Genomic DNA, 19,292 nt, shown 5'->3' with positions numbered 1-19,292 from the left:
GCGTATAATAGCGTTAAATTGGCTAAATTTGAAGCAACGCATGCTGCTAATCAGCAATAATGCTGAATCAATTTGAGGGGCAAATCAGACACAAAAAAGCCGAGCAACTTAAATACTCGGCTAATCATCATAGATTTATAGCGGCTTACTTGTCAGCACGGCCCATAAACTTATGCTCTGCAGTATTAATACGGATGCGATCGCCCGTAGAAATATGCTCTGGCACTTGAATAGTTAAGCCGGTTGATAAACGAGCAGGCTTTGAACGCGCGCTGGCTGAAGCACCTTTAATTGAAGGGTCGGTTTCCTCAACTACAAGCTCAACACTTGAAGGAAGATCAAGCCCAACTGGCGCACCATCAATCACAATAACATGCACGCCTTGGGTCTCTTCGTTAACAAACTGAATCTCTTCAGCTATCGCGTCTTTAGCCAAGTTGTAAGGCGTGTAGTCTTCGTTATCCATAAAGACATACTCATCGCCATCAATGTACGACAGCATCGCTTCACGACGGGTTAAATCCGCAAGGTTAAGCATGTCGCTGTCTTTAAATGTTTCGTCAACTTTGCTACCCGTGACCACATCGTATAAACGCATACGGTATAAACTACCACCGGCACGACCTTGTGGTACAGAACGTACGATATCTTTTACTACTAATACACGGCCATTAAAGTCAATAGCCGTTCCTTTTTTAACATCACTTGCCTTTGGCATGGGTGAATTCCTATTGTTTTTTTGATTGCGAGAAACATACCACGAAACTGATTTTGTTCAACAATAAAGTGATATGATTAGCTTCTTACTTCGTACTGACTCATAAATCTGTAATTTAGACTTAAACTCGTGTTATCTAGTGGCAAAAAGCTGCTATGGTTAAGTTATCGATTATGACCTCAAGGAATGGCTCATGAACCAACAAACTGTACATACCTATTTAATGAACAAGCCGTTAGTTAAACTAACCCAGCCTTTTGCTAAAGATGTTGATGTGTATAAAGTAAATCATAAAATGTTTGCCACTCTTGCACTTAGCAATGAGGGTGAAACCGACGAAAATGGCGAACCTATTTGGTGGCTAAACTTAAAGTGCGATCCTGATGAGGCGCAATCATTACGAGATATTTTCCCTGCCGTTATTCCAGGTTATCATATGAATAAACGCCTTTGGAATACCGTGATTTTAGATGGCTCAGTACCACAGGGTGAAATTGAGCGTATGATTGATAACTCGTTTAATTTGGTGGTCGACAACATGCCTGATAAAGATAAAAAGGCCATTGAAGCGTTACTGTAAATAAGCGTCCAGACGCAACTTTTACCAATTCGATTGATTAAGTATTATTGTTGATTATCGAACACAAAAAAGCCGCATAATTTGCGGCTTTTTTACGTTAACTTAAAACATTAATCTTTGTGTTCAGTCGTCTCATTTGGAGTGTCAGTTGATTTATCATCACCTTGCGCTAACTCCACTTCAGCTTTATTAGCGGCTGTTGTGTAAAACTTATCGCCCTTGTCAGCCATTGCAAGTAAAGTATCACAAGGTGTAAAAATAGCGTTGCTGTTAGCCAGAGTAGACATATCAGAGCTTATTTTACCTGCGCCTAATTTATCCATATAGCTAAACGGGCCACCTAAGAACGGTGGGAAACCAATACCAAAAATAGCACCAATATCACCATCACGCGGGCTGGCAATAATACCGTCATCTAAACAGCGAACGGCCTCATTAAGCATTTGTGAGATACAACGCTTAGCAATTTCGTTTTTATTTAAACGTGGAGCTGGGGTTACACCTAGTAGCTCATAGACTGACTCATCAACCTTTTTGCCTTTCTTGTCGTATTCATAAAAACCACGACCCGTTTTACGGCCTAAGCGTTTTGAATCAATCATGCGCGAGAAAGCATCTGGGCCTTTAAAACGCTCACCGAGTTCTTTTTCAAGAATTGGCGCGATTTTAGAACCAATATCAATACCGACTTCATCAAGCAGTGCCAACGGCCCTACTGGAAAACCAAACTCAACTAAGGCTGCGTCAATTTTTTCAATTGGCTCACCGGCAAGCATTAAGTTTGCCGCCTCATTCAGGTATGGCGCTAAAATACGGTTAACATAAAAACCAGCCATATCTTTTACCACAATTGGCGTTTTACCTTGCTTACGCGCAAAGTTAACTACACGAGCAATCGTTTCTTTTGAGGTGCCTTCGTGAGGAATAATTTCTACCAGTGGCATTTTCTCTACTGGTGAGAAATAATGTAAACCAATTACATTTTCAGGACGCGCTGCTTTAGCTGCAATTTGCGAAATAGGTAATGACGAAGTATTACTTGCGAAAATAGTATTCGCTTGGCAATGCTGCTCTACATCAGCAACCATACCTTGCTTAAGCTCTAAATCTTCAAATACGGCTTCTATCACTAAATCTATGTGTTTAAAACCGCTGTAATCGGTAGTGCCGGTAATGCGGTTCATGGTTAACTGCATATCGGCTTTAGACATAATACGGCGTTTAAGACGCTTATCTAAAATTTTGTATGTGTAGTTCATGGCATTACTTATGCCCTGCTCTGCCACATCTTTAATTCGCACCGGCAATTTAGCTTTGACCGCACTCACATGGGCAATACCTGCACCCATTAAGCCACCACCTAACACGGCAGTTTTACTAATCGCGGGAGCATCATCATTGCGCCATTCTTTTTTCATTTCAGTGGTTGCAAAGAAAATACCGCGCAGCGCCTTAGACTCATCACTCATTACCAATGTGGCAAAACCTTCTGCTTCGGTTTTATACGCTTTCATTTCATCAAGCTCTACGCTTGCACGTACCGCTTTAATAATTGCAAGCGGCGCAGGGTAATGACCACCGGTTTTTTTAAGAACGTTTTCTTTAGCTTTTTTAAAGATAAAGTTACGACCAAACGGGTTTGATTCTAATAACTTACTGATCTTATCAAGTTTAGGCTCTTTAGCTTGTGGCTTTTTCTTCGCCGCAAACTCTTTGGCCACTTTTAGCAGTACGCTTTGTGGTACACAATCATCCAATACACCGGCTTTTTTAGCTTGTTTAGGACGAATTTGTTTTCCGGTTAGCATCCACTCAAGGGCTTTTTGAATGCCCACGATTTTAGTTAAGCGCTGTGTACCACCACCGCCAGGTAATAAACCAAGTTGCACTTCTGGTAAACCAATTTTAGTTAAATCGCTATCTGTACCTACGCGGTAATCACAGGCTAAAGCAAATTCTAAACCGCCACCAAGCGCTGCGCCATGTATAGCACTAACTGTGGTGTACGGAAGCTTTTTCATATCAAAAAATGCTTGATGGCATAATTCGCTAATAGCTAATGCATCTTCACGCTTTTGCACGCTGTCTAGCATTTTAACATCGGCACCAGCAATAAAGTTATCGCTTTTACCACTAATAAATACCATACCTTTAACTGCGTGCTCTTTAGCTTGTGCTAATAATGCTTTTAAATCATCAGCAAAGCTATCTCGCAGGGTATTCATTTTCTCACCCGGCACATCAATGGTCACTACGGCTATTTTGTTATCATCAACCGTTAAATTAAATACTGAATCTGTCATTACGCACTCTCCAATACAAAGGCTGCACCTAAACCACCCGCAGCACAGGCAGTCGTTAACGCTAAACCACCGCCACGACGCTTAAGCTCGTATAAACTTTGTGTAATTAAACGCGCGCCGGTTGCCGCAAATGGATGACCATATGCAAGCGAGCCGCCGTTCACGTTAAACTTATCCATGTTAATTTCACCTATGGCTTTATTACGCCCTAAGTGCTCTTGTGCAAATTTATCTGAAGCAAACATTTTCATATTCGCTAAGGTTTGCGATGCAAACGCTTCGTGCATTTCAATTAGATCTAAATCGGCTAACGTAATACCTGCTCTATCAAGTGCGATAGGCGTTGAGTGAGCCGGCCCCATTAGCATGTCTTTTTCTACGCCAATCGCTGAAAACGCAAAACTGCGTACGTAGCCTAAAATTTCGTAACCCAATGCTTTTGCTTTGCTTTCGCTCATCATTAACACTGCGGCTGCGCCATCGGTTAATGGGGTTGCATTGGCTGCAGTGACTGAGCCGTGTTGACGGTCAAATACCGGCTTAAGCTTGGCATAACCTTCAACCGTTGAGTTTTTACGAATATTGTTATCTTCTTCAATAAAGCTTTTATAAGGCGGTAAATGAGCCGTCATTACTTCATCTTTAAGCTTGCCATCAGCCCAGGCTTGAGTTGCCAGTGAGTGAGAACGATGCGCTAAGGCATCTTGATCTTCACGGCTAATGTTATGGGTTTTAGCCATTTGCTCGGCTGTTTGTCCCATTGATAAACCCGTTGAGTACTCAGCAACCGCTGGCGGCACTGGCAATAAATCTTTTAAACGTAGTTTTGAGAATATTTTTAAACGCTGACCAAGCGTACGTGCTTTGTTTAAATCAACTAAGCTACCCGCTAATTTTTTACTTACACCAATTGGCAATACAGATGATGAATCGGCACCACCGGCAATACCTACGCTTACAGAGCCTGCCATAATTGATTCGGCAACGTTTGCTATCGCTTGAAAACTCGTCGCACAAGCACGCGATACAGAGTACGCATCAACCGATACTGGCATCCCAGTACCCAATACAATTTCACGCGCAATATTTGGCGCTTCTGGCATTTGTACTACTTGCCCAAAAACCAATTGATCGATTTCTGACTTGTCGAAATTTAATCGCTCAAGCATTTCATTAACTACTAACTTACCCATATCCAACGCTGGTACATGGTGGAACGCAGTCGCTTGCTTAGCAAAAGGAGTACGTAAGCCGCTTACGATGGCAATACGGTCGCCTTTTGGTGTTTTAAGTATGTTTTGCTCAGACATTTATTATTCTCTCCCGCTGACAGGTCAGACCTGTATGTTTTCTCCGATTCTAAACAACCCGTGTGATAAAGCCAATAGATAAAGGTAAATTAATACAAAAGCGCCATTGTAAATCACTACATACATTGTATGAGGGTAATACAATAGGCTTTTTTAGCTGGTTTTACAAAGTTTTATGTTAGGCTAAAAAATCGTTAAAAAATAACGAACTATTTTTAAAAAATCAGTCTAACTCTTGAGTTATCCACTTATAAACCTTATAACTAGTTCAGTATTTGTTACCTAACCAATTTAGGTATTATTTAAGCTGACGAGGACAGTCCACTTATTATGGCAGCTAACGCATTTTCACAATTAAAAACGTATTTAGACACCCAAATTATTGGCCAGCCTGCGCTCACTCAAGCACTATTAATTGCTATTTTAGCCGATGGTCATTTATTAGTTGAAGGCCCACCGGGGCTTGCAAAAACACGCGCTGTTAATGCCTTAGCAAAAGGTATTGAAGGCTCGTTTCAGCGTGTTCAGTTTACCCCAGATTTATTACCAGCCGATGTGACCGGCACCGATATTTATCGCCAACAAACCAGTGAGTTTGTGTTTGAAAAAGGCCCTTTATTTCATAACCTTATTTTAGCGGACGAAATAAACCGAGCACCAGCAAAAGTACAATCGGCATTATTAGAAGCAATGGCCGAGCGCCAAGTCACGGTGGGCAAAAACACCTATCCACTCAGTGACCTGTTTTTAGTGATGGCAACACAAAATCCGCTTGAGCAAGAAGGTACTTACCCGCTACCAGAAGCGCAATTAGACCGTTTTTTAATGCACCTAAGTATTAATTACCCAGGTGCTGAGCATGAGCTTGATATTTTACGTTTGACCCGTGGTGAAGCACTTAATGATGAAGCCCCAGTGCTTGAGCAAATTTCACAACCCGATTTGTTTGCTGCGCGAAAAGCAATTTTAGGTCTGTATTTGGCCGAGCCATTAGAGCAGTACTTAGTTCAATTGATTATTGCTACTCGAGAAGGCGCAAACTTAGATGAGCAACTTGGCCGCTGGATTGAATACGGCGCAAGCCCTCGCGCTACTATCGCTCTTGATAAGTGTGCCCGCGCTCATGCGTGGCTAAGTGGCCGTGATTTTGTATCACCTGATGATATACAAGCTGTTGTACATAATGTATTGCGCCATCGTATTATTTTAAGTTACGAAGCACAGGCCGATGGTATTACAAAAGATCAGGTTATTAGCCGTATTGTTGAACTAGTTGCAGTACCTTAAGTTATGCAAACACACGTTGATTCTCAGGCATGGCTTAAATTAAGCCATAGCCATGGTGTTAATTTATCGCTTAAAGAGCTGATGTATTATAAAGCAAAAGCGCAACTGCTTGAGCTGGCACCTAAAGTTAGAATAAAAAACACCTTGGCGGGGCAATACCTTGCGCCCCACAAAGGCCGGGGTATGGAATTTGCCGAAGTGCGTCATTATCAAAACGGTGACGATATACGCTCTATTGATTGGCGCGTTACCGCACGCACAGGCGAAACCCACACTAAACTTTTTCAAGAGGAAAAAGAGCGCCCGGTATTTGTGTTTACTGACTTTTCAAACTCAATGCTATTTGGCTCGCAATTACTGTTAAAATCGGTGCAAGCGGCACATATTAGCGCCTTAGTTGCGTGGTCAGCGTGTCAGCGTGGCGACAGAATTGGCGGTATTGTGTTTAATCAGCACTCGCATTTAGAGCTAAAACCCAGCGCTCGTGAAAAAGCGGTATTAAAACTATGCCATAATTTATGCGATGCGCATCAGCTGGCTCTTGAAAACATTGATAAGCCGGCCGCGAATAATTTTAGCGATAACCTCAAACGTTTAAATCACTTAGCTAAGCCCGGTAGTTTGGTTTATATCGTGTCTGATTTTAACGCCTTGGATGACGCCAGCTTTAAGCAACTTGAACTTTTAGCGCGTCATTGTGAACTGATTGGGTGTCATATTAGCGACCCCTTTGAACATCAATTACCTGCTTTTAAACAAACGGTAACCGTCAGTGCTAATAATCAGCAATTTGCCCTGCCCTTAATGGACAAGAGCTTTAGACAACGATTTGCCAAAAATGCCGAGCACGCATTTAGCGCACGCATTAATCGCTTAACAAAGTCTGGACTCACCCTATTATCATTTGATGCAGCCACTGCGCTGGAACTGCAATTAGTGAGAAAATAAATCATGCAAACCTCTCCACTTGATGGTCTACACGATATTATTGCTCCCACCCAAGTCGACTGGTGGCCACTCGCTCCTGCTTGGTGGGTTGTTATTGCAATTGCTGTGTGTTTATTGTGTAGCTTAATTGTCATAATTTATAAAAATTATCGCTTTAAAAAGCCAAAACGTGATGCCATTGCATTAGCTAATCAACAACAGTCAGCGCAGCAATTGCATGTCATTTTAAAGCGTTTAGTGATCACCTATTACGATCCGCGTTTGGCCGCGCAATCAACAACGCATTGGTGCAACACATTAAACCAACTTTCAGCTATTGGCTTTACAGAAGAAGAAATTTTAAGCCTATATAACGCTAATCAAACACAGGCAGCACTTAGTGATAAATTTCGCCAAGCCATTAAACAATTTAAACTAAAGGAGCCGCTGCATGTTTGAATTTAGCTGGCCATGGCTGTTTTTATTACTGCCGCTACCTTTAATATTGTTACTATTAAAACCCGCCGCCAATGATGCCAACACGCGTCTGCGCATTCCAAGTTTTGCATCACATAATTTAAGCAATCAAAGCATAGAGCCAAGTGCGCGTAAATTGAATATTATCGAGTGGTTGCTGTGGTTATTATTAGTGACCGCATCAGCAAATCCAACGTGGTTAGATGAGCCCATATCGCTACCCAACGAAGGCCGCGATATAATGCTCGCTGTGGATTTGTCAGGGTCAATGACCGAACAAGACATGGCTTACAATGGCCAATATGTTGACCGTTTAACCATGGTTAAAGCAGTGCTAAGTGACTTTATAGAGCAGCGCCAAGGCGACAGGCTCGGCCTTATATTGTTTGGTGATACCGCTTTTTTACAAACCCCATTGACGCGTGATGTGAAAACCGTCAGTAAAATGCTCTCTGAGGCGCAAATTGGTTTAGTAGGACGCGCCACGGCGATTGGTGACGCTTTAGGTTTATCGGTAAAACGCTTTGCCAGTAAAAAAGAAAGTAACCGTATTGTGGTGTTGCTTACAGATGGACAAAACACCGCGGGAAATTTAAACCCAGAAGATGCACTGTTACTTGCCCGTGAAGAAGGTATAAAAGTGTACACCATCGGAGTCGGTTCAGATAACCCGCGCGGCTTTAGTTTATTTAATATGGGCTCTGGGGGCAGTAACCTAGATGAGGGTTTATTGAAAAAAATTGCTGAGCAAACAGGCGGTCTGTATTTTAGAGCAAAAGATGTCGCTGGCCTGCAACAGATTTACGCTGAGCTTGATAAGCTTGAACCAATTAGTGCCGATGAGCAAACCTTTCGCCCAAAAACAGCCTTGTTCTATTATCCGTTATTACTGGCCATTTTACTCATAAGTGCAATGGCATTGATAAAAACGGTGCGCGCAATGAAGGAGCCAAACTAATGGATTTTGAATTTATTCGTCCTGCTATTTTATGGCTGTTACTCCCTGCCTCAGGGTTATTTTTTATCGCCTTACTAAAACATAAAAAAACCCAGTCAGCGCCACTTATTGCGCCACTTATTGCGCCGCATTTGGCACCATTTGTAATGAGTGAATCAAACAATAAAGCTCGCCAGCCGCTGTGGCTGGTTGCGTTATTTTGCAATTTAGCGATTATATTTAGTGCAGGGCCAAGCTTTGAAGAGAAACAAGTACCCGTATTTCAAAGTAAAAGTGCCCGCGTTATTGTCATGGATATGTCCTACTCTATGTATAGCACCGACATTGCTCCCAATCGATTAATGCAATCACGTTTTAAAGCCCTCGATATGGTTGAGCTATTTAAAGAAGGCGATACCGCGTTAGTGGCTTACGCAGGCACTGCCTATACCATTTCACCACTGACCAACGACGCTAAGACTCTTGCCAACCTTATTCCTAGTTTAAGCCCTGAAATTATGCCAGATAAAGGCTCAAACGTACTCGCTGGCTTAGATATGGCACAAGAGCTACTAAGCCAAGCCGGCTACCTCGATGGCGATATTATTTTGATCACCGATGGTATTGAACAACAACAGCAAAGCGATGTAAGCCGTTTTACCAACAGTAGCCAATATCGACTTAATATTTACGGCGTAGGCACAGCGCAAGGAGCTCCTATAAAGTTACCTGAAGGCGGGTTTTTAAAAGATAATTATGGTCAAATTGTGGTGCCAACCCTCAATGCATCATTACTTGAAGGACTTGCAAAAAATAGTGGTGGGCAGTTTGCCGATTATCAGCCAAGCAATAGCGATATTGCCGTTTTTTCACCGCAAGCAAACAGTGAAGTATTAAAAAGTGAAAAACCAAATTTAGCCTTATGGCGAATTGACGCCGGTATTTATGGTTTGCTTATTTTACTGCCTTTAGCTTTGTATTTATTTAGACGATCTGCATTAGTTAGCGCAGTACTATTACTTAGCTTTTTACCTCAACAAAATGCGCATGCCGCAGAGCTGCCAACCCTGTTTAAAAATACGGATCAACGGGCATTAGAGGCATACAACAACAAAGAGTATCAACAAGCAGCTCAGGCTCGCTCAAGCGCTCTCAAAGGGGCTGCACTTTATCAGCAAGGGCAATTTGATGCTGCCTTGAATGAGTTTAGCCAAGATAAGTCAGCAACCGGTTATTATAACTATGGCAACGCCTTGGCTAAAGCAGGACAATTAGAGGCTGCCATTGACGCGTATAAACAAGCGCAAGTAAAGCAAGATAACTTTAGTGAAGCCGCTGAGAATCAAGCGCTTGTTGAGCAGTTACTGAATCAACAGCAAGACCAAGAAAATCAGCAAGGCAATGATTCGCAAAATCAAGATGAGCAAAGTCAAGATGATGCAGATAAATCAAAACAAGATCAGCAAAAAAATGGCGAGAAAAACAGCGCAGATAAAAGCGAAGAGGACAGCCAAAACAGTGAACAACAGCAATCAGATCAGTCCTCGGAACAATCAAAAGATCAACAAGGCCAATCTGGTGAGCAATCAGACAAACAGAATGAGCCTGACATGCAAGCTCAGTCACAAAGCCAACAAAATGAAAATAAAGACGAGAATAAACCGCAGCAAGATGAGCCGCAAAATCAACCTAATGAAATGAGTGAGCAACCGCCCTCTGATGAGCAAAAACAGCAGGCACAGCAACAAGCCATGCAGGCACAAGCCGCTGAGCTCACTAATGAAGAAAAAGAAAAAGCACAGCAACTAAATCAGTTATTAAGAAAAGTGCCCGACGATCCCGCTATTTTATTAAGAAACAAAATGCAATTAGAAGCCCAAAAAAGACAATATCAACGTCGTCCAACAGGAGTAGAAAAATCATGGTAATGCGATTATTTTGCTGTTTATTGCTATTAACTGCCATGCCATTAATGGCCGCCACCACTTTGGAGGCAAGCGTTGATAAAAACCCAGTATTAGCGGGTGAATTTTTTATGCTTAATATTAGCATTGATGATTCAATAAAAGGGCAACAACCCGACACCTCAGCATTATTAAAAGATTTTGTAGTCGGCCCTATGAGCTTAAGTAGCCGCACTAACATTATTAATGGCAGTATAAAAAAACAAACCTCTTGGTCTGTTAAACTAATGACCCGCAAGGCGGGTGAATACACCATTCCCAGTTTTAGTGTTGCAGGGCTAAACTCGCAACCAATTAGTTTATCGGTTAAAGAGCGCAGCAGCGACGCAGATAAAAATAACGATATATTTTTAAAAACCTCACTCTCAAACAACAGCTTATTTGTACAAGAGGCTGGCGTTTACACCATTAAGCTTTACTTAGCCAAAGAGCTTCTTGATGGCAGCTTAAGTGCGCCAAGTATGGAAGATGCACAACTTACCCAACTCGGTAAACAAAGCGAAGATTATGAACTGGTTAACGGTAAACGTTATTTAGTGATCACCCGTAATTATTTAATTCAGCCCCAAAAAAGTGGCGCCTACACTATTGCAGCTCCCGTTTTTCAGGGGCGTATTCAGCAAAACTATCGTCAATTGGAAGTGTCAGCGCTTGGCGATGAGCAGCAAATTGAAATTAAACCTATCCCTGAAAACTATCAAGGAGACTGGTTACCCAGTGAACTGGTGAGCTTAACCGAGCAATGGCAGCCAGAGGATAATACCGTTGAAGCCGGCACGCCGATAACACGTACAATTATGCTCACCGCGCTAGGGGTGACTAAAGAGCAGTTACCCGAAATTGATATGCCTACTATTAATGGTATTCGCAGCTACCCTGATGAAAAAGAAACCAATAATGCGGTACGTGATGGTCGAGTGGTATCGCAGCAAAGCGCCTCGTATGCGCTACTGCCACAAACACCTGGCACTTACACATTACCTGAAATTAGCTTGCCTTGGTATAACACCAAAATGAATCGAATTAGTTACGCGACCTTACCTGAGCGTACTATTACAGTAACCCCCAGTACAACAGCGCCAGTGCAAACGCTTAATCCGCCAGCTGAAAACAACCTAAATAACACTATGGCAGAGTCAACGGAGCAAGCAGTTACAGTGCAACAGCAAACTGTCACACCACTGTGGCTAATTATTGTGGCCTCGCTTGGTTATGTTTTATGGATTGCGACGGTGATTTTTTACTTTATTAAACGCCCAGCTAAAGAAGTGCAACAAGCGGCTCAAACAACTAATAAAACAAATCAACAACCATCTTTAAAAGCCCTGCTGGTATTAGCTAAAAGCCATGACGAAAAAGCATTTTACGATGCGCTTAATCAGTATGCACTAACCCTTACAGGTAAAAAGGTAGGGGCCTTATCCCATTTATGCGCTATGATAAACAACTCAGAGTTCACCGCGCAGGTAAACGATTTACAAGCACAGTTGTACAGTAAGCAAACGGCTAGCGCCAACTTAGACGCTATAGTTAGCATGTTAAAGGCACATCAATCGCAAACAGCTAAGCCATCATCACCTGCGTTAAAAGAGCTGTATTCTTGATCTCAATTGTATTTTGCTTTTTTGGCCTATAATAATTTTAATTAAAAAGTGCTTATGTTTGGAAATAAAAAATCGAATGATCGGGTCTTATTAAATATGGCTGAAAAACAACAACGCTACGAAGCCCTGGTTCACGTTTATCATAAGGAACTCTATCGCTTCGCTTACTGGTTATGTAACGATCCGAATATTGCAGATGACTTAGTGCAAGAAACCTTTTTACGTGCTTGGCGCTCGCTTGACTCGTTACTCGATCAAAAAGCAGCTAAGCCATGGTTGCTAACAATTTTAAGACGTGAAAATGCAAGGCGCTTTGAGCGCAAGCAATTTGATTACAGTGATGTAGACAACGACACGCTAGTGGATCAAACCAGTCATTCTTTAGATGATGAAATGGAGCAAACCGTTATTCAACGGCAAATTTCGTTGTTGGCCGATGAATACAAAGAGCCGCTACTATTACAAGTGGTTATGGGCTGCTCTGGGGGTGAAATTGCAGACATACTCGATTTAAACAAAAATACGGTTATGACACGTTTATTTCGAGCAAAAAATCAACTTAAAGAGGCACTAAGCCGTGATGATGAACAACTTAAAGGGGCATCAAAATAATGGATGAACTTGAGTTTCGTCGCCGCACGATTGCACAGCCAAACGAGCTAGACAAAGAACTACTGGAATTTGCAAACAGCAGTCCCGATAGACAACAATTTTTAAATGAAAACAAAACATTTGATAAGCAACTCAATGATGCGCTTGATATTCCTGTGCCTGACAACCTTGCTGAACGGATTATTTTAAACACCTCGTTAAAAGAAAAAGTCAGAAAAGATGAGCTTGAACAAAAAGACAATGTCATTGATTCACGCTCACGCTTTAAGTTTGACCGTGTATATTTGGCGTTCGCTGCTTCATTTGTGATTGCGGTAAGTGCGTTTATGTTTAGCACAGAGCAAAACTTGAATCATGCGGCTGGCGAGCATGCATTGGCGCATGTTTATCATGAACTTAACGCGTTAAATAAAACTCAACCTATCAGCTTACAAACAGTCAATGAAAAGCTGGCTTTACTTGGCGGTCAACTTAATGATTTACCTGGGAAAGTTACTTATGTTAACTTTTGCGATTTTCAAGGCGAGAAAGGCATCCATTTAGTGTTTGAATCGGACTTTGGCCCTATGACCGTGTTTATTGTCCCTAGTGATAACAAAGTCTTTGAAATTGGCTCGGGTGACTTTAGTGACTCTCGCTACGTAGGCCATATAAGCCGAGGAAAACAAGCTGATACTGTACTAATAGCAAGCCTAGGCTCACCGGTTGATATGTATAATGAACGTATTGCAGGCGCTATTCGCTGGCTGTAATACCAATTTGTATAAATATTTGAACAATTTAACGAGTTAAACTCCCTTATATCTAAGCAGATTGATATAAGGGGATGGGTATTACAAACAATAAAAAAACCGCAACGAGTGTGCGGTTTTTTTATTGCTAATAAGCTAAAACTTATTATTGGTTACTTACATACATCAGCAACAGCGTTAGCAAAGTAATCGATGTTTGCTTGACTAATTCCCGCCACGTTTACACGGCTAGAGCCCACAATATAAATACCGTAGTCTTTTTGTAGACGCTCGATTTGCTCTTTATTAATACCTAAGAAAGAGAACATACCGTGTTGGCGGTCTATAAATGAGAAGTCTTGAGCAATGTCTTTGGCTGCAAGGCTGTCTTTAATTAAACTACGTAAACCATTAATACGGTTACGCATTTCATCAAGTTCACTGTGCCATAACTGCGTTAACTCTGTGCTGCTTAAAATGGTGTTTACAATGTCTGCACCGTGCGCTGGCGGCATAGAATAAATGCTACGTACCACACTTAATAATACCGAGTTTGAAATATCAGCGGTTGCACTGTCTTTTGCAATAATTGAACACGCACCAATACGCTCACGGTATAAGCCAAAGTTTTTAGAACATGATGAACAAATGATCAACTCTTCAACCGCATTGGCTAAAATACGTAAACCATTCGCATCTTCTTCTAAAGAAGAACCAAAACCTTGGTATGCAATATCAATCAATGGCGTAAAGCCCACATCTTTTGCAAGTTCAGCAATGGTATTCCATTGTGTTTCGTTTAAATCCATACCACTTGGGTTGTGACAACATGCATGTAATAACACAACATCGCCCTTAGGCACCTGTGTTAATGTTTCAACCATTTCATCAAACAATAAATCTTTGTTTTCGTAGTCGTAGTATGGGTATTCTTTAACAGTTAAGCCTGCAGCTTCAAATAAGCTAATGTGGTTAGCCCACGTTGGGTTAGTAACCCATACAGTAGCGCCTGGGTTACAACGTACAATAAATTCTGCTGCAACACGAAGTGCGCCTGTACCACCAGGTGCTTGTGCTGTGCGTACGCGATTAGCTAATAATGCCGGGTGCTCACCAAGAAGAAGATTTTCCATTTGTTGACAGTAATCTAAGTTACCAGCAAGACCAATGTAAGATTTGCTCATTTCATTTTCTAAACGAAACGCTTCTGCTTTTTTTACTGACTTTAATACCGGGGTATTCCCCTGCTCGTCTTTATATACACCAACCCCTAAGTCAATCTTATTAGGGTTAGTATCTTGCTTATAGGCCGCCATAAGGCCAAGAATAGGGTCTGTTGGTAATGGTTTTAATACTGAGAACATTGACTATCTCTTCGTTATTTAGGGGTTAGCTGTTGCGCTAAGCTTAACATAAAAACTCACTCGATTGACCAGTGTTATTTACACTAAAAAGTGAGGAATTTTAATACAGCATGCAATTAATAACGCGAGTGTCGCATTATCAAAAAAATCCGTGCTAAAGGCTTCGCCATCGACAATGCCAATGCACTGCTTTTGCGCATTAAATAGTGGTAAACAGGCCTCTGCTTTTACTTTCGGATCGCAGGTGTAATACTCACCACCCGCGGCTAAATATTGCTCAACATTATTAATGACACGTCCTTTACCACTGAGTGCCACTTGCACATTATTACTGCCGGTTGCAAATTCAGCGGTGAGCGGAAATAAAGGGCGACTCGGTGCACCAAAATAAGCGAGCTTTAATAACTGCTCGCCTTCAGGGGTGGCCGTATTTTGATAGATGCCATACCAATCTAACTGGGTGTTTTCGATTACATAGTCAACAATCAACTGAAGTTGCGCTAACTTTGCCGTTGTTTGCGTATTTTGGCTAACGTAATCGTTTAAATTAAACGGCTCATCTTGCAAGTAGCCGAATAAACTACATGCGCCACCTTCACCGAGTTCTGGAATTTGATACTGCCAACGCACGGCCGGTGCAGCATTGCTATTTAAGTACTGCTCAAGCTTTTCTAGCTCAGCATTAATTAACTGTTGCTCTACATTAAGCTGAGCTTGCTCTAAATAAGAATTTATCATTTGGCCATCCATACATCTATAATGCCGAAATAGTAGCATGGATATTTTTATAGCGCTAGCCAATTTAAAGCGCTTTTTAAAATCCTTAAGCACTTTTATTCATAAGCACTATTGCGGTACTTAAACAGAGGATGTTTATCTTTGCGGGATTAAAAGGTGTTCAGCTTAGGCGCAAAAATTACGCCTTTGCGTCACAAATTTGTTATTATTTAGCCCAATATTAGATTCAATCTTAGATAGGTTAATTATGAGTGATAATCACTTAGTGTATTCAACGGCAACAGGGCGAATTGACCAGCCAAAGCCAGAAAAAGAACTGGATGTAAAACTATTTAAAGACGGGTCTATTCGCATAGAGCGTCAAACCAAAGGTCGAAAAGGTAAAGGCGTAATGCTAGTTGTAGGATTAGATCCCCAACAGCACGATTTAAAAAAGTTAGCAAAAACAATAAAAAGTAAGATGGGCCAAGGTGGCGCAGTAAAAGAAGGAGTTATTGAAGTACAAGGTGATGATCGCGATAAGTTAAAGGCGATTTTAGAAGGATTAAAGTTTAAGGTAAAAATTGCGGGTGGTTAACCCGCAATTTTTGTTCTATTCAGGGACTTTTAACGCAGCTAATTGATCAAACAACACAGGGATATCGGCTTCGGCAACGGGCTTACTAAAGTAATAGCCTTGCACAATAAAACAATTATTATTTTGTAAAAATTCAACTTGCTCTATTGTTTCAACCCCTTCAGCAACCACATCAAGCTTGAGCTTTTGTGCCATCGCAATAATCGCAGCGGTGATCTCCATATCATTATCATCTTCAGGGATATCTTTAACAAACGAGCGGTCAATTTTAAGAATATCAACAGGAAAACGTTTAAGGTAACTCAACGAAGAATAGCCTGTACCAAAATCGTCAATAGAAATTGAAATACCCAGCTTTTTCAATTGATGTAACTGATCAATAGCCGCCTCAACATTACCCATTAGCATGCTCTCAGTCAGTTCAAGGTGCAGGCTTTTAGCATTAATTTGCGTCTCTATGATTATTTTTTTCAGCATAGGTACTAAGCTTGCGTCTTTAAACTGCCTTGCTGACAGGTTTATCGACATGTTGCTCGCTCTACCTTGTTGCTCTAGTCGTTTAGTGAACTCACACGCTTGTTGTAATACCCACTTACCAAGTTCCACAATTAAACCCGTTGCCTCAGCAATAGGAATAAATTTGGTAGGTGGAATGAATCCCTGCGTAGGATGGAACCAGCGAAGCAATGCTTCATATCCCACTACACTATTATCGCGACAATCAACTTGTGGCTGATAATGCAGTGTGAGTTGTTTTTCTTTAATTGCATGGCGCAACTCATTTTCAAGGAATAATCGCTCATTGGCGGCTGCATTTAGATCTTGGCTATAAAAGTGGAACGTATTGCGCCCTTTCGCTTTTGCTTCATACATGGCTAAATCGGCATGTTTTAATAACTGATCTTCTTCTAAGCTATCAAATGGCGCCAAAGTAATACCAATACTGGCACTAACAATCACTTCGTTACTACCTAATTTTATTGGCTGATTTAACGTTTTTTGAATGGTGTCAGCGACTTCCGATGCTTCTTTTTGATGCTCAATACCACTGAGTAATACCGCAAACTCATCACCGCCTAAACGGGCTATAGTATCTTCTGCTCGTAAGCGCTGCTTTAAGCGTGTTGCCACTTCAACCAATAGTTGATCGCCTGCATCATGACCTAAAGTATCGTTAATACGCTTAAATTCATCCAAATCAAAATAAAATAAAGCAAACGAGTAACGCCCTCTTTCAGCAAGCGCCATCGACTTTCTAAGCTGCATTCTAAAGAATGTACGATTAGCAAGCCCGGTTAATGTGTCGAAGTAAGCGAGCTGTTCCATTTTGCGTTGGCTTTCTTTTACAAATGAAATATCTTGCGCTGAAGCAACGTAACTGGTGATTTTTCCACCATCTTCACGAATAGGTGACACACTCAGCGATACCCATATGGGTGGCTTGTTTTGCGCTTCAATAAGGGTATCCCCTCGCCAGTAATTACGGTTGCGCAAATCAATATCAATGTCCTCTACCAGCATGGTCATTTCATTAGCAATAATAGTCAGAAGTGGCTGGCGCAGGAAATCACTTTCTGCAAAGTCGGTCATTTCCAGCATTTTTGGATTAACATATTCAATCACAAAGTTTTCATCAGTGATCACCACACCCGTGCCCGAGAAGGCAACCGCTTTAGACAAGCGATTTGCAGCCTTTTCTGCAATTTCTTTTTCTATTATGCGCTGGTTTAAGCCATCGATGAGTTTGCGAATTTCAATGGTCATATCTTTGAATGAACCATTAAGCGTGCCAATTTCATCTTTATTTTCTTTTGGAAAATCAATTTCTAACTGGCCTTTACCAAAGTTAGTAACCGCATAAACCAGTGAATGTAGGCGTCTTAAAACTAGTTGATAAAGTGCTTGGTGTAATAACAAAGCAACTAAAATGGCATACAGAATAAACAAGCCAAAAAACTTCAGTTTTAAGTCTTTCAGTGCCGATAGTGTAGAAGAGCGCTTTTTATATACGCCCACGTACCAATTTACACCTTCAACTTTATGGATATTTATAATGTAGTCTTCACCATTTAATGAAAACGAGTCGGCATATTCCGGCAATTGTATTTGCCCTGCATTATCAATAACTCGCTTTAGCTCAGGAGAAATAAAATCGCCAGGTAGCAACTTTTTTCCCGCCTCTCCGTATTGGGTATAACTATCGGCTCCTAAATTAGGGTGCGCCAATAGCTGCCCTTGCTTATCGAACACCACTAAATGTTTTTCTTTTCCGCCGACGGGCAATTGCGATATGAGGGAGTCGAGAGAAATATCACTACCCGTAACTCCTAAAAACTCATCATTTTTATAAATAGGTACAATTAAACTAACGACCCACTTATTCCAAACGCCATCGTAATACACTCGTGACCACAGCGGCTCGCGTTGTGGGTTTGTTAACGATTTTGCGTAATTAAAACTTTTGCTCTGATTAAAGGTGTAATCTCCGGGGACATTAAGTGCCCAATTTGGTGGCGCAACACGGATAAAATTATCTTTGGTGATCAGGTAAAAATTATAAAAATCTTGAATTAACGTGGGGGAAATCACTTTCCAAAGCGATTCAGAATCTGCAATTAACTGTTTATAAAAAGGAGAATAAGCATTTTCGGGAATGAACGCCGCAGACAAGCCATCGGCAGATGCGCTGCGCACTGAACCATCATTGGTGACTTGCATAGTCGGGGCATTGTTATTCTTAAATGATAATTGCCCCTCAAATAACTGCTCGCTAACAACAATATTAGCTTGCTCAGCTATTTTAACTTTGGTCGCTATCAAATTATTAAACTGGTTTATTAATAATTCATTTGATTGCTTTAATACCTCATGCTCTTCAAATACAAGCTGTTTCTCTTCTGATTTGAGCATTAAAGCAGCCGCACAAATACCTGCAACTAAACAAATGCCAGAGATCAACAGTGATAACTTGACACTGAGTGAGTTTATTCCAAATCGAGATGGAGGGCGTCGATACACAAAAGGCCAACCTTATTTATAATTATTATTTTTGCGAGTAGTAGAAATATACCAGATCTCAAATCAGAATTATAAATTATTTGTAAAGTTTTTAAAAAACAATATGTTTTGTATATATATCAGGTAAAAAACCTATTTAATATAA

16 protein-coding genes are annotated in these 19,292 nt (G+C 41.2%); 10 read left to right on the top strand and 6 right to left on the bottom strand.

The window, feature by feature from the left end; translation table 11 throughout:
- Window positions 1-145: 145 nt before the first annotated feature.
- The gene (gene efpL / locus PISS_RS05150; RefSeq protein ID WP_024602810.1) at window positions 146-718 is read right to left on the bottom strand and encodes an elongation factor P-like protein EfpL; all 573 of its coding nucleotides are present in this window, start codon (window positions 716-718) and stop codon (window positions 146-148) included.
- Between the two features lie 193 nt (window positions 719-911).
- Here efpL and PISS_RS05145 point away from each other — a divergent pair, with 193 nt between their 5' ends.
- Entirely contained in the window at window positions 912-1,298 is a 387-nt protein-coding gene (locus tag PISS_RS05145; RefSeq protein WP_013464512.1) for an MmcQ/YjbR family DNA-binding protein, read from the top strand.
- A gap of 110 nt (window positions 1,299-1,408) precedes the next feature.
- Here PISS_RS05145 and fadJ read toward each other — a convergent pair whose 3' ends face one another.
- Window positions 1,409-3,601, bottom strand: a complete 2,193-nt coding sequence (gene fadJ / locus PISS_RS05140; protein ID WP_013464511.1) for a fatty acid oxidation complex subunit alpha FadJ — start codon at window positions 3,599-3,601, stop codon at window positions 1,409-1,411.
- Window positions 3,601-4,911, bottom strand: a complete 1,311-nt coding sequence (gene fadI, locus PISS_RS05135) for an acetyl-CoA C-acyltransferase FadI (RefSeq protein ID WP_013464510.1) — start codon at window positions 4,909-4,911, stop codon at window positions 3,601-3,603. Before fadI ends, fadJ begins: the two co-directional genes overlap by 1 nt.
- A gap of 330 nt (window positions 4,912-5,241) precedes the next feature.
- Between fadI and PISS_RS05130 the strand changes: the two genes are divergently transcribed.
- The 8 genes from PISS_RS05130 to PISS_RS05095 are packed head-to-tail and all read left to right on the top strand — an operon-like array spanning window position 5,242 to window position 13,471.
- Complete coding sequence (locus tag PISS_RS05130) at window positions 5,242-6,198, top strand: AAA family ATPase (protein ID WP_013464508.1); 957 nt, start codon at window positions 5,242-5,244, stop codon at window positions 6,196-6,198.
- Between the two features lie 3 nt (window positions 6,199-6,201).
- Window positions 6,202-7,146: a DUF58 domain-containing protein gene (locus tag PISS_RS05125; RefSeq protein WP_024602812.1), complete on the top strand. Its 945-nt coding sequence runs from the start codon at window positions 6,202-6,204 to the stop codon at window positions 7,144-7,146.
- 3 nt (window positions 7,147-7,149) lie between these two features.
- Window positions 7,150-7,584, top strand: a complete 435-nt coding sequence (locus tag PISS_RS05120) for a DUF4381 domain-containing protein (RefSeq protein ID WP_013464506.1) — start codon at window positions 7,150-7,152, stop codon at window positions 7,582-7,584.
- On the top strand, window positions 7,577-8,560 hold the full coding sequence (locus tag PISS_RS05115; protein WP_024602813.1) for a vWA domain-containing protein: 984 nt from the start codon (window positions 7,577-7,579) through the stop codon (window positions 8,558-8,560). Before PISS_RS05120 ends, PISS_RS05115 begins: the two co-directional genes overlap by 8 nt.
- Window positions 8,560-10,467, top strand: a complete 1,908-nt coding sequence (locus PISS_RS05110; RefSeq protein ID WP_058154371.1) for a vWA domain-containing protein — start codon at window positions 8,560-8,562, stop codon at window positions 10,465-10,467. The genes PISS_RS05115 and PISS_RS05110 overlap by 1 nt, the downstream gene beginning before the upstream one ends.
- Window positions 10,461-12,107: a BatD family protein gene (locus tag PISS_RS05105; protein ID WP_058154370.1), complete on the top strand. Its 1,647-nt coding sequence runs from the start codon at window positions 10,461-10,463 to the stop codon at window positions 12,105-12,107. The genes PISS_RS05110 and PISS_RS05105 overlap by 7 nt, the downstream gene beginning before the upstream one ends.
- A gap of 54 nt (window positions 12,108-12,161) precedes the next feature.
- Complete coding sequence (locus PISS_RS05100; RefSeq protein WP_058154369.1) at window positions 12,162-12,719, top strand: sigma-70 family RNA polymerase sigma factor; 558 nt, start codon at window positions 12,162-12,164, stop codon at window positions 12,717-12,719.
- Window positions 12,719-13,471, top strand: a complete 753-nt coding sequence (locus tag PISS_RS05095; protein WP_013464501.1) for a DUF3379 family protein — start codon at window positions 12,719-12,721, stop codon at window positions 13,469-13,471. The genes PISS_RS05100 and PISS_RS05095 overlap by 1 nt, the downstream gene beginning before the upstream one ends.
- 152 nt (window positions 13,472-13,623) lie before the next feature.
- Here PISS_RS05095 and PISS_RS05090 read toward each other — a convergent pair whose 3' ends face one another.
- Window positions 13,624-14,814, bottom strand: coding sequence for an amino acid aminotransferase (locus PISS_RS05090; protein WP_008464755.1), 1,191 nt, complete (start codon window positions 14,812-14,814; stop codon window positions 13,624-13,626).
- A gap of 78 nt (window positions 14,815-14,892) precedes the next feature.
- Window positions 14,893-15,552, bottom strand: coding sequence for a GAF domain-containing protein (locus PISS_RS05085; RefSeq protein ID WP_013464500.1), 660 nt, complete (start codon window positions 15,550-15,552; stop codon window positions 14,893-14,895).
- A 247-nt stretch (window positions 15,553-15,799) separates the two neighbouring features.
- Between PISS_RS05085 and PISS_RS05080 the strand changes: the two genes are divergently transcribed.
- On the top strand, window positions 15,800-16,129 hold the full coding sequence (locus tag PISS_RS05080; protein ID WP_008464752.1) for an SUI1 family translation initiation factor: 330 nt from the start codon (window positions 15,800-15,802) through the stop codon (window positions 16,127-16,129).
- 15 nt (window positions 16,130-16,144) lie between these two features.
- Here PISS_RS05080 and PISS_RS05075 read toward each other — a convergent pair whose 3' ends face one another.
- Window positions 16,145-19,147: a bifunctional diguanylate cyclase/phosphodiesterase gene (locus PISS_RS05075; RefSeq protein WP_033103858.1), complete on the bottom strand. Its 3,003-nt coding sequence runs from the start codon at window positions 19,145-19,147 to the stop codon at window positions 16,145-16,147.
- Window positions 19,148-19,292: the final 145 nt, after the last annotated feature.

This window comes from Pseudoalteromonas issachenkonii (assembly GCF_002310795.1).
In the GTDB taxonomy this organism is placed as follows: Bacteria; Pseudomonadota; Gammaproteobacteria; order Enterobacterales; family Alteromonadaceae; genus Pseudoalteromonas; species Pseudoalteromonas tetraodonis.
This window is presented reverse-complemented; position numbering and strand designations above follow the sequence as displayed.

Coding starts and splice junctions, on each gene's coding strand:
- efpL (WP_024602810.1), bottom strand. CDS start 718: ATGCCAAAGGCAAGTGATGTTAAAAAAGGAACGGCTATTGACTTTAAT.
- PISS_RS05145 (WP_013464512.1), top strand. CDS start 912: ATGAACCAACAAACTGTACATACCTATTTAATGAACAAGCCGTTAGTT.
- fadJ (WP_013464511.1), bottom strand. CDS start 3,601: ATGACAGATTCAGTATTTAATTTAACGGTTGATGATAACAAAATAGCC.
- fadI (WP_013464510.1), bottom strand. CDS start 4,911: ATGTCTGAGCAAAACATACTTAAAACACCAAAAGGCGACCGTATTGCC.
- PISS_RS05130 (WP_013464508.1), top strand. CDS start 5,242: ATGGCAGCTAACGCATTTTCACAATTAAAAACGTATTTAGACACCCAA.
- PISS_RS05125 (WP_024602812.1), top strand. CDS start 6,202: ATGCAAACACACGTTGATTCTCAGGCATGGCTTAAATTAAGCCATAGC.
- PISS_RS05120 (WP_013464506.1), top strand. CDS start 7,150: ATGCAAACCTCTCCACTTGATGGTCTACACGATATTATTGCTCCCACC.
- PISS_RS05115 (WP_024602813.1), top strand. CDS start 7,577: ATGTTTGAATTTAGCTGGCCATGGCTGTTTTTATTACTGCCGCTACCT.
- PISS_RS05110 (WP_058154371.1), top strand. CDS start 8,560: ATGGATTTTGAATTTATTCGTCCTGCTATTTTATGGCTGTTACTCCCT.
- PISS_RS05105 (WP_058154370.1), top strand. CDS start 10,461: ATGGTAATGCGATTATTTTGCTGTTTATTGCTATTAACTGCCATGCCA.
- PISS_RS05100 (WP_058154369.1), top strand. CDS start 12,162: ATGTTTGGAAATAAAAAATCGAATGATCGGGTCTTATTAAATATGGCT.
- PISS_RS05095 (WP_013464501.1), top strand. CDS start 12,719: ATGGATGAACTTGAGTTTCGTCGCCGCACGATTGCACAGCCAAACGAG.
- PISS_RS05090 (WP_008464755.1), bottom strand. CDS start 14,814: ATGTTCTCAGTATTAAAACCATTACCAACAGACCCTATTCTTGGCCTT.
- PISS_RS05085 (WP_013464500.1), bottom strand. CDS start 15,552: ATGATAAATTCTTATTTAGAGCAAGCTCAGCTTAATGTAGAGCAACAG.
- PISS_RS05080 (WP_008464752.1), top strand. CDS start 15,800: ATGAGTGATAATCACTTAGTGTATTCAACGGCAACAGGGCGAATTGAC.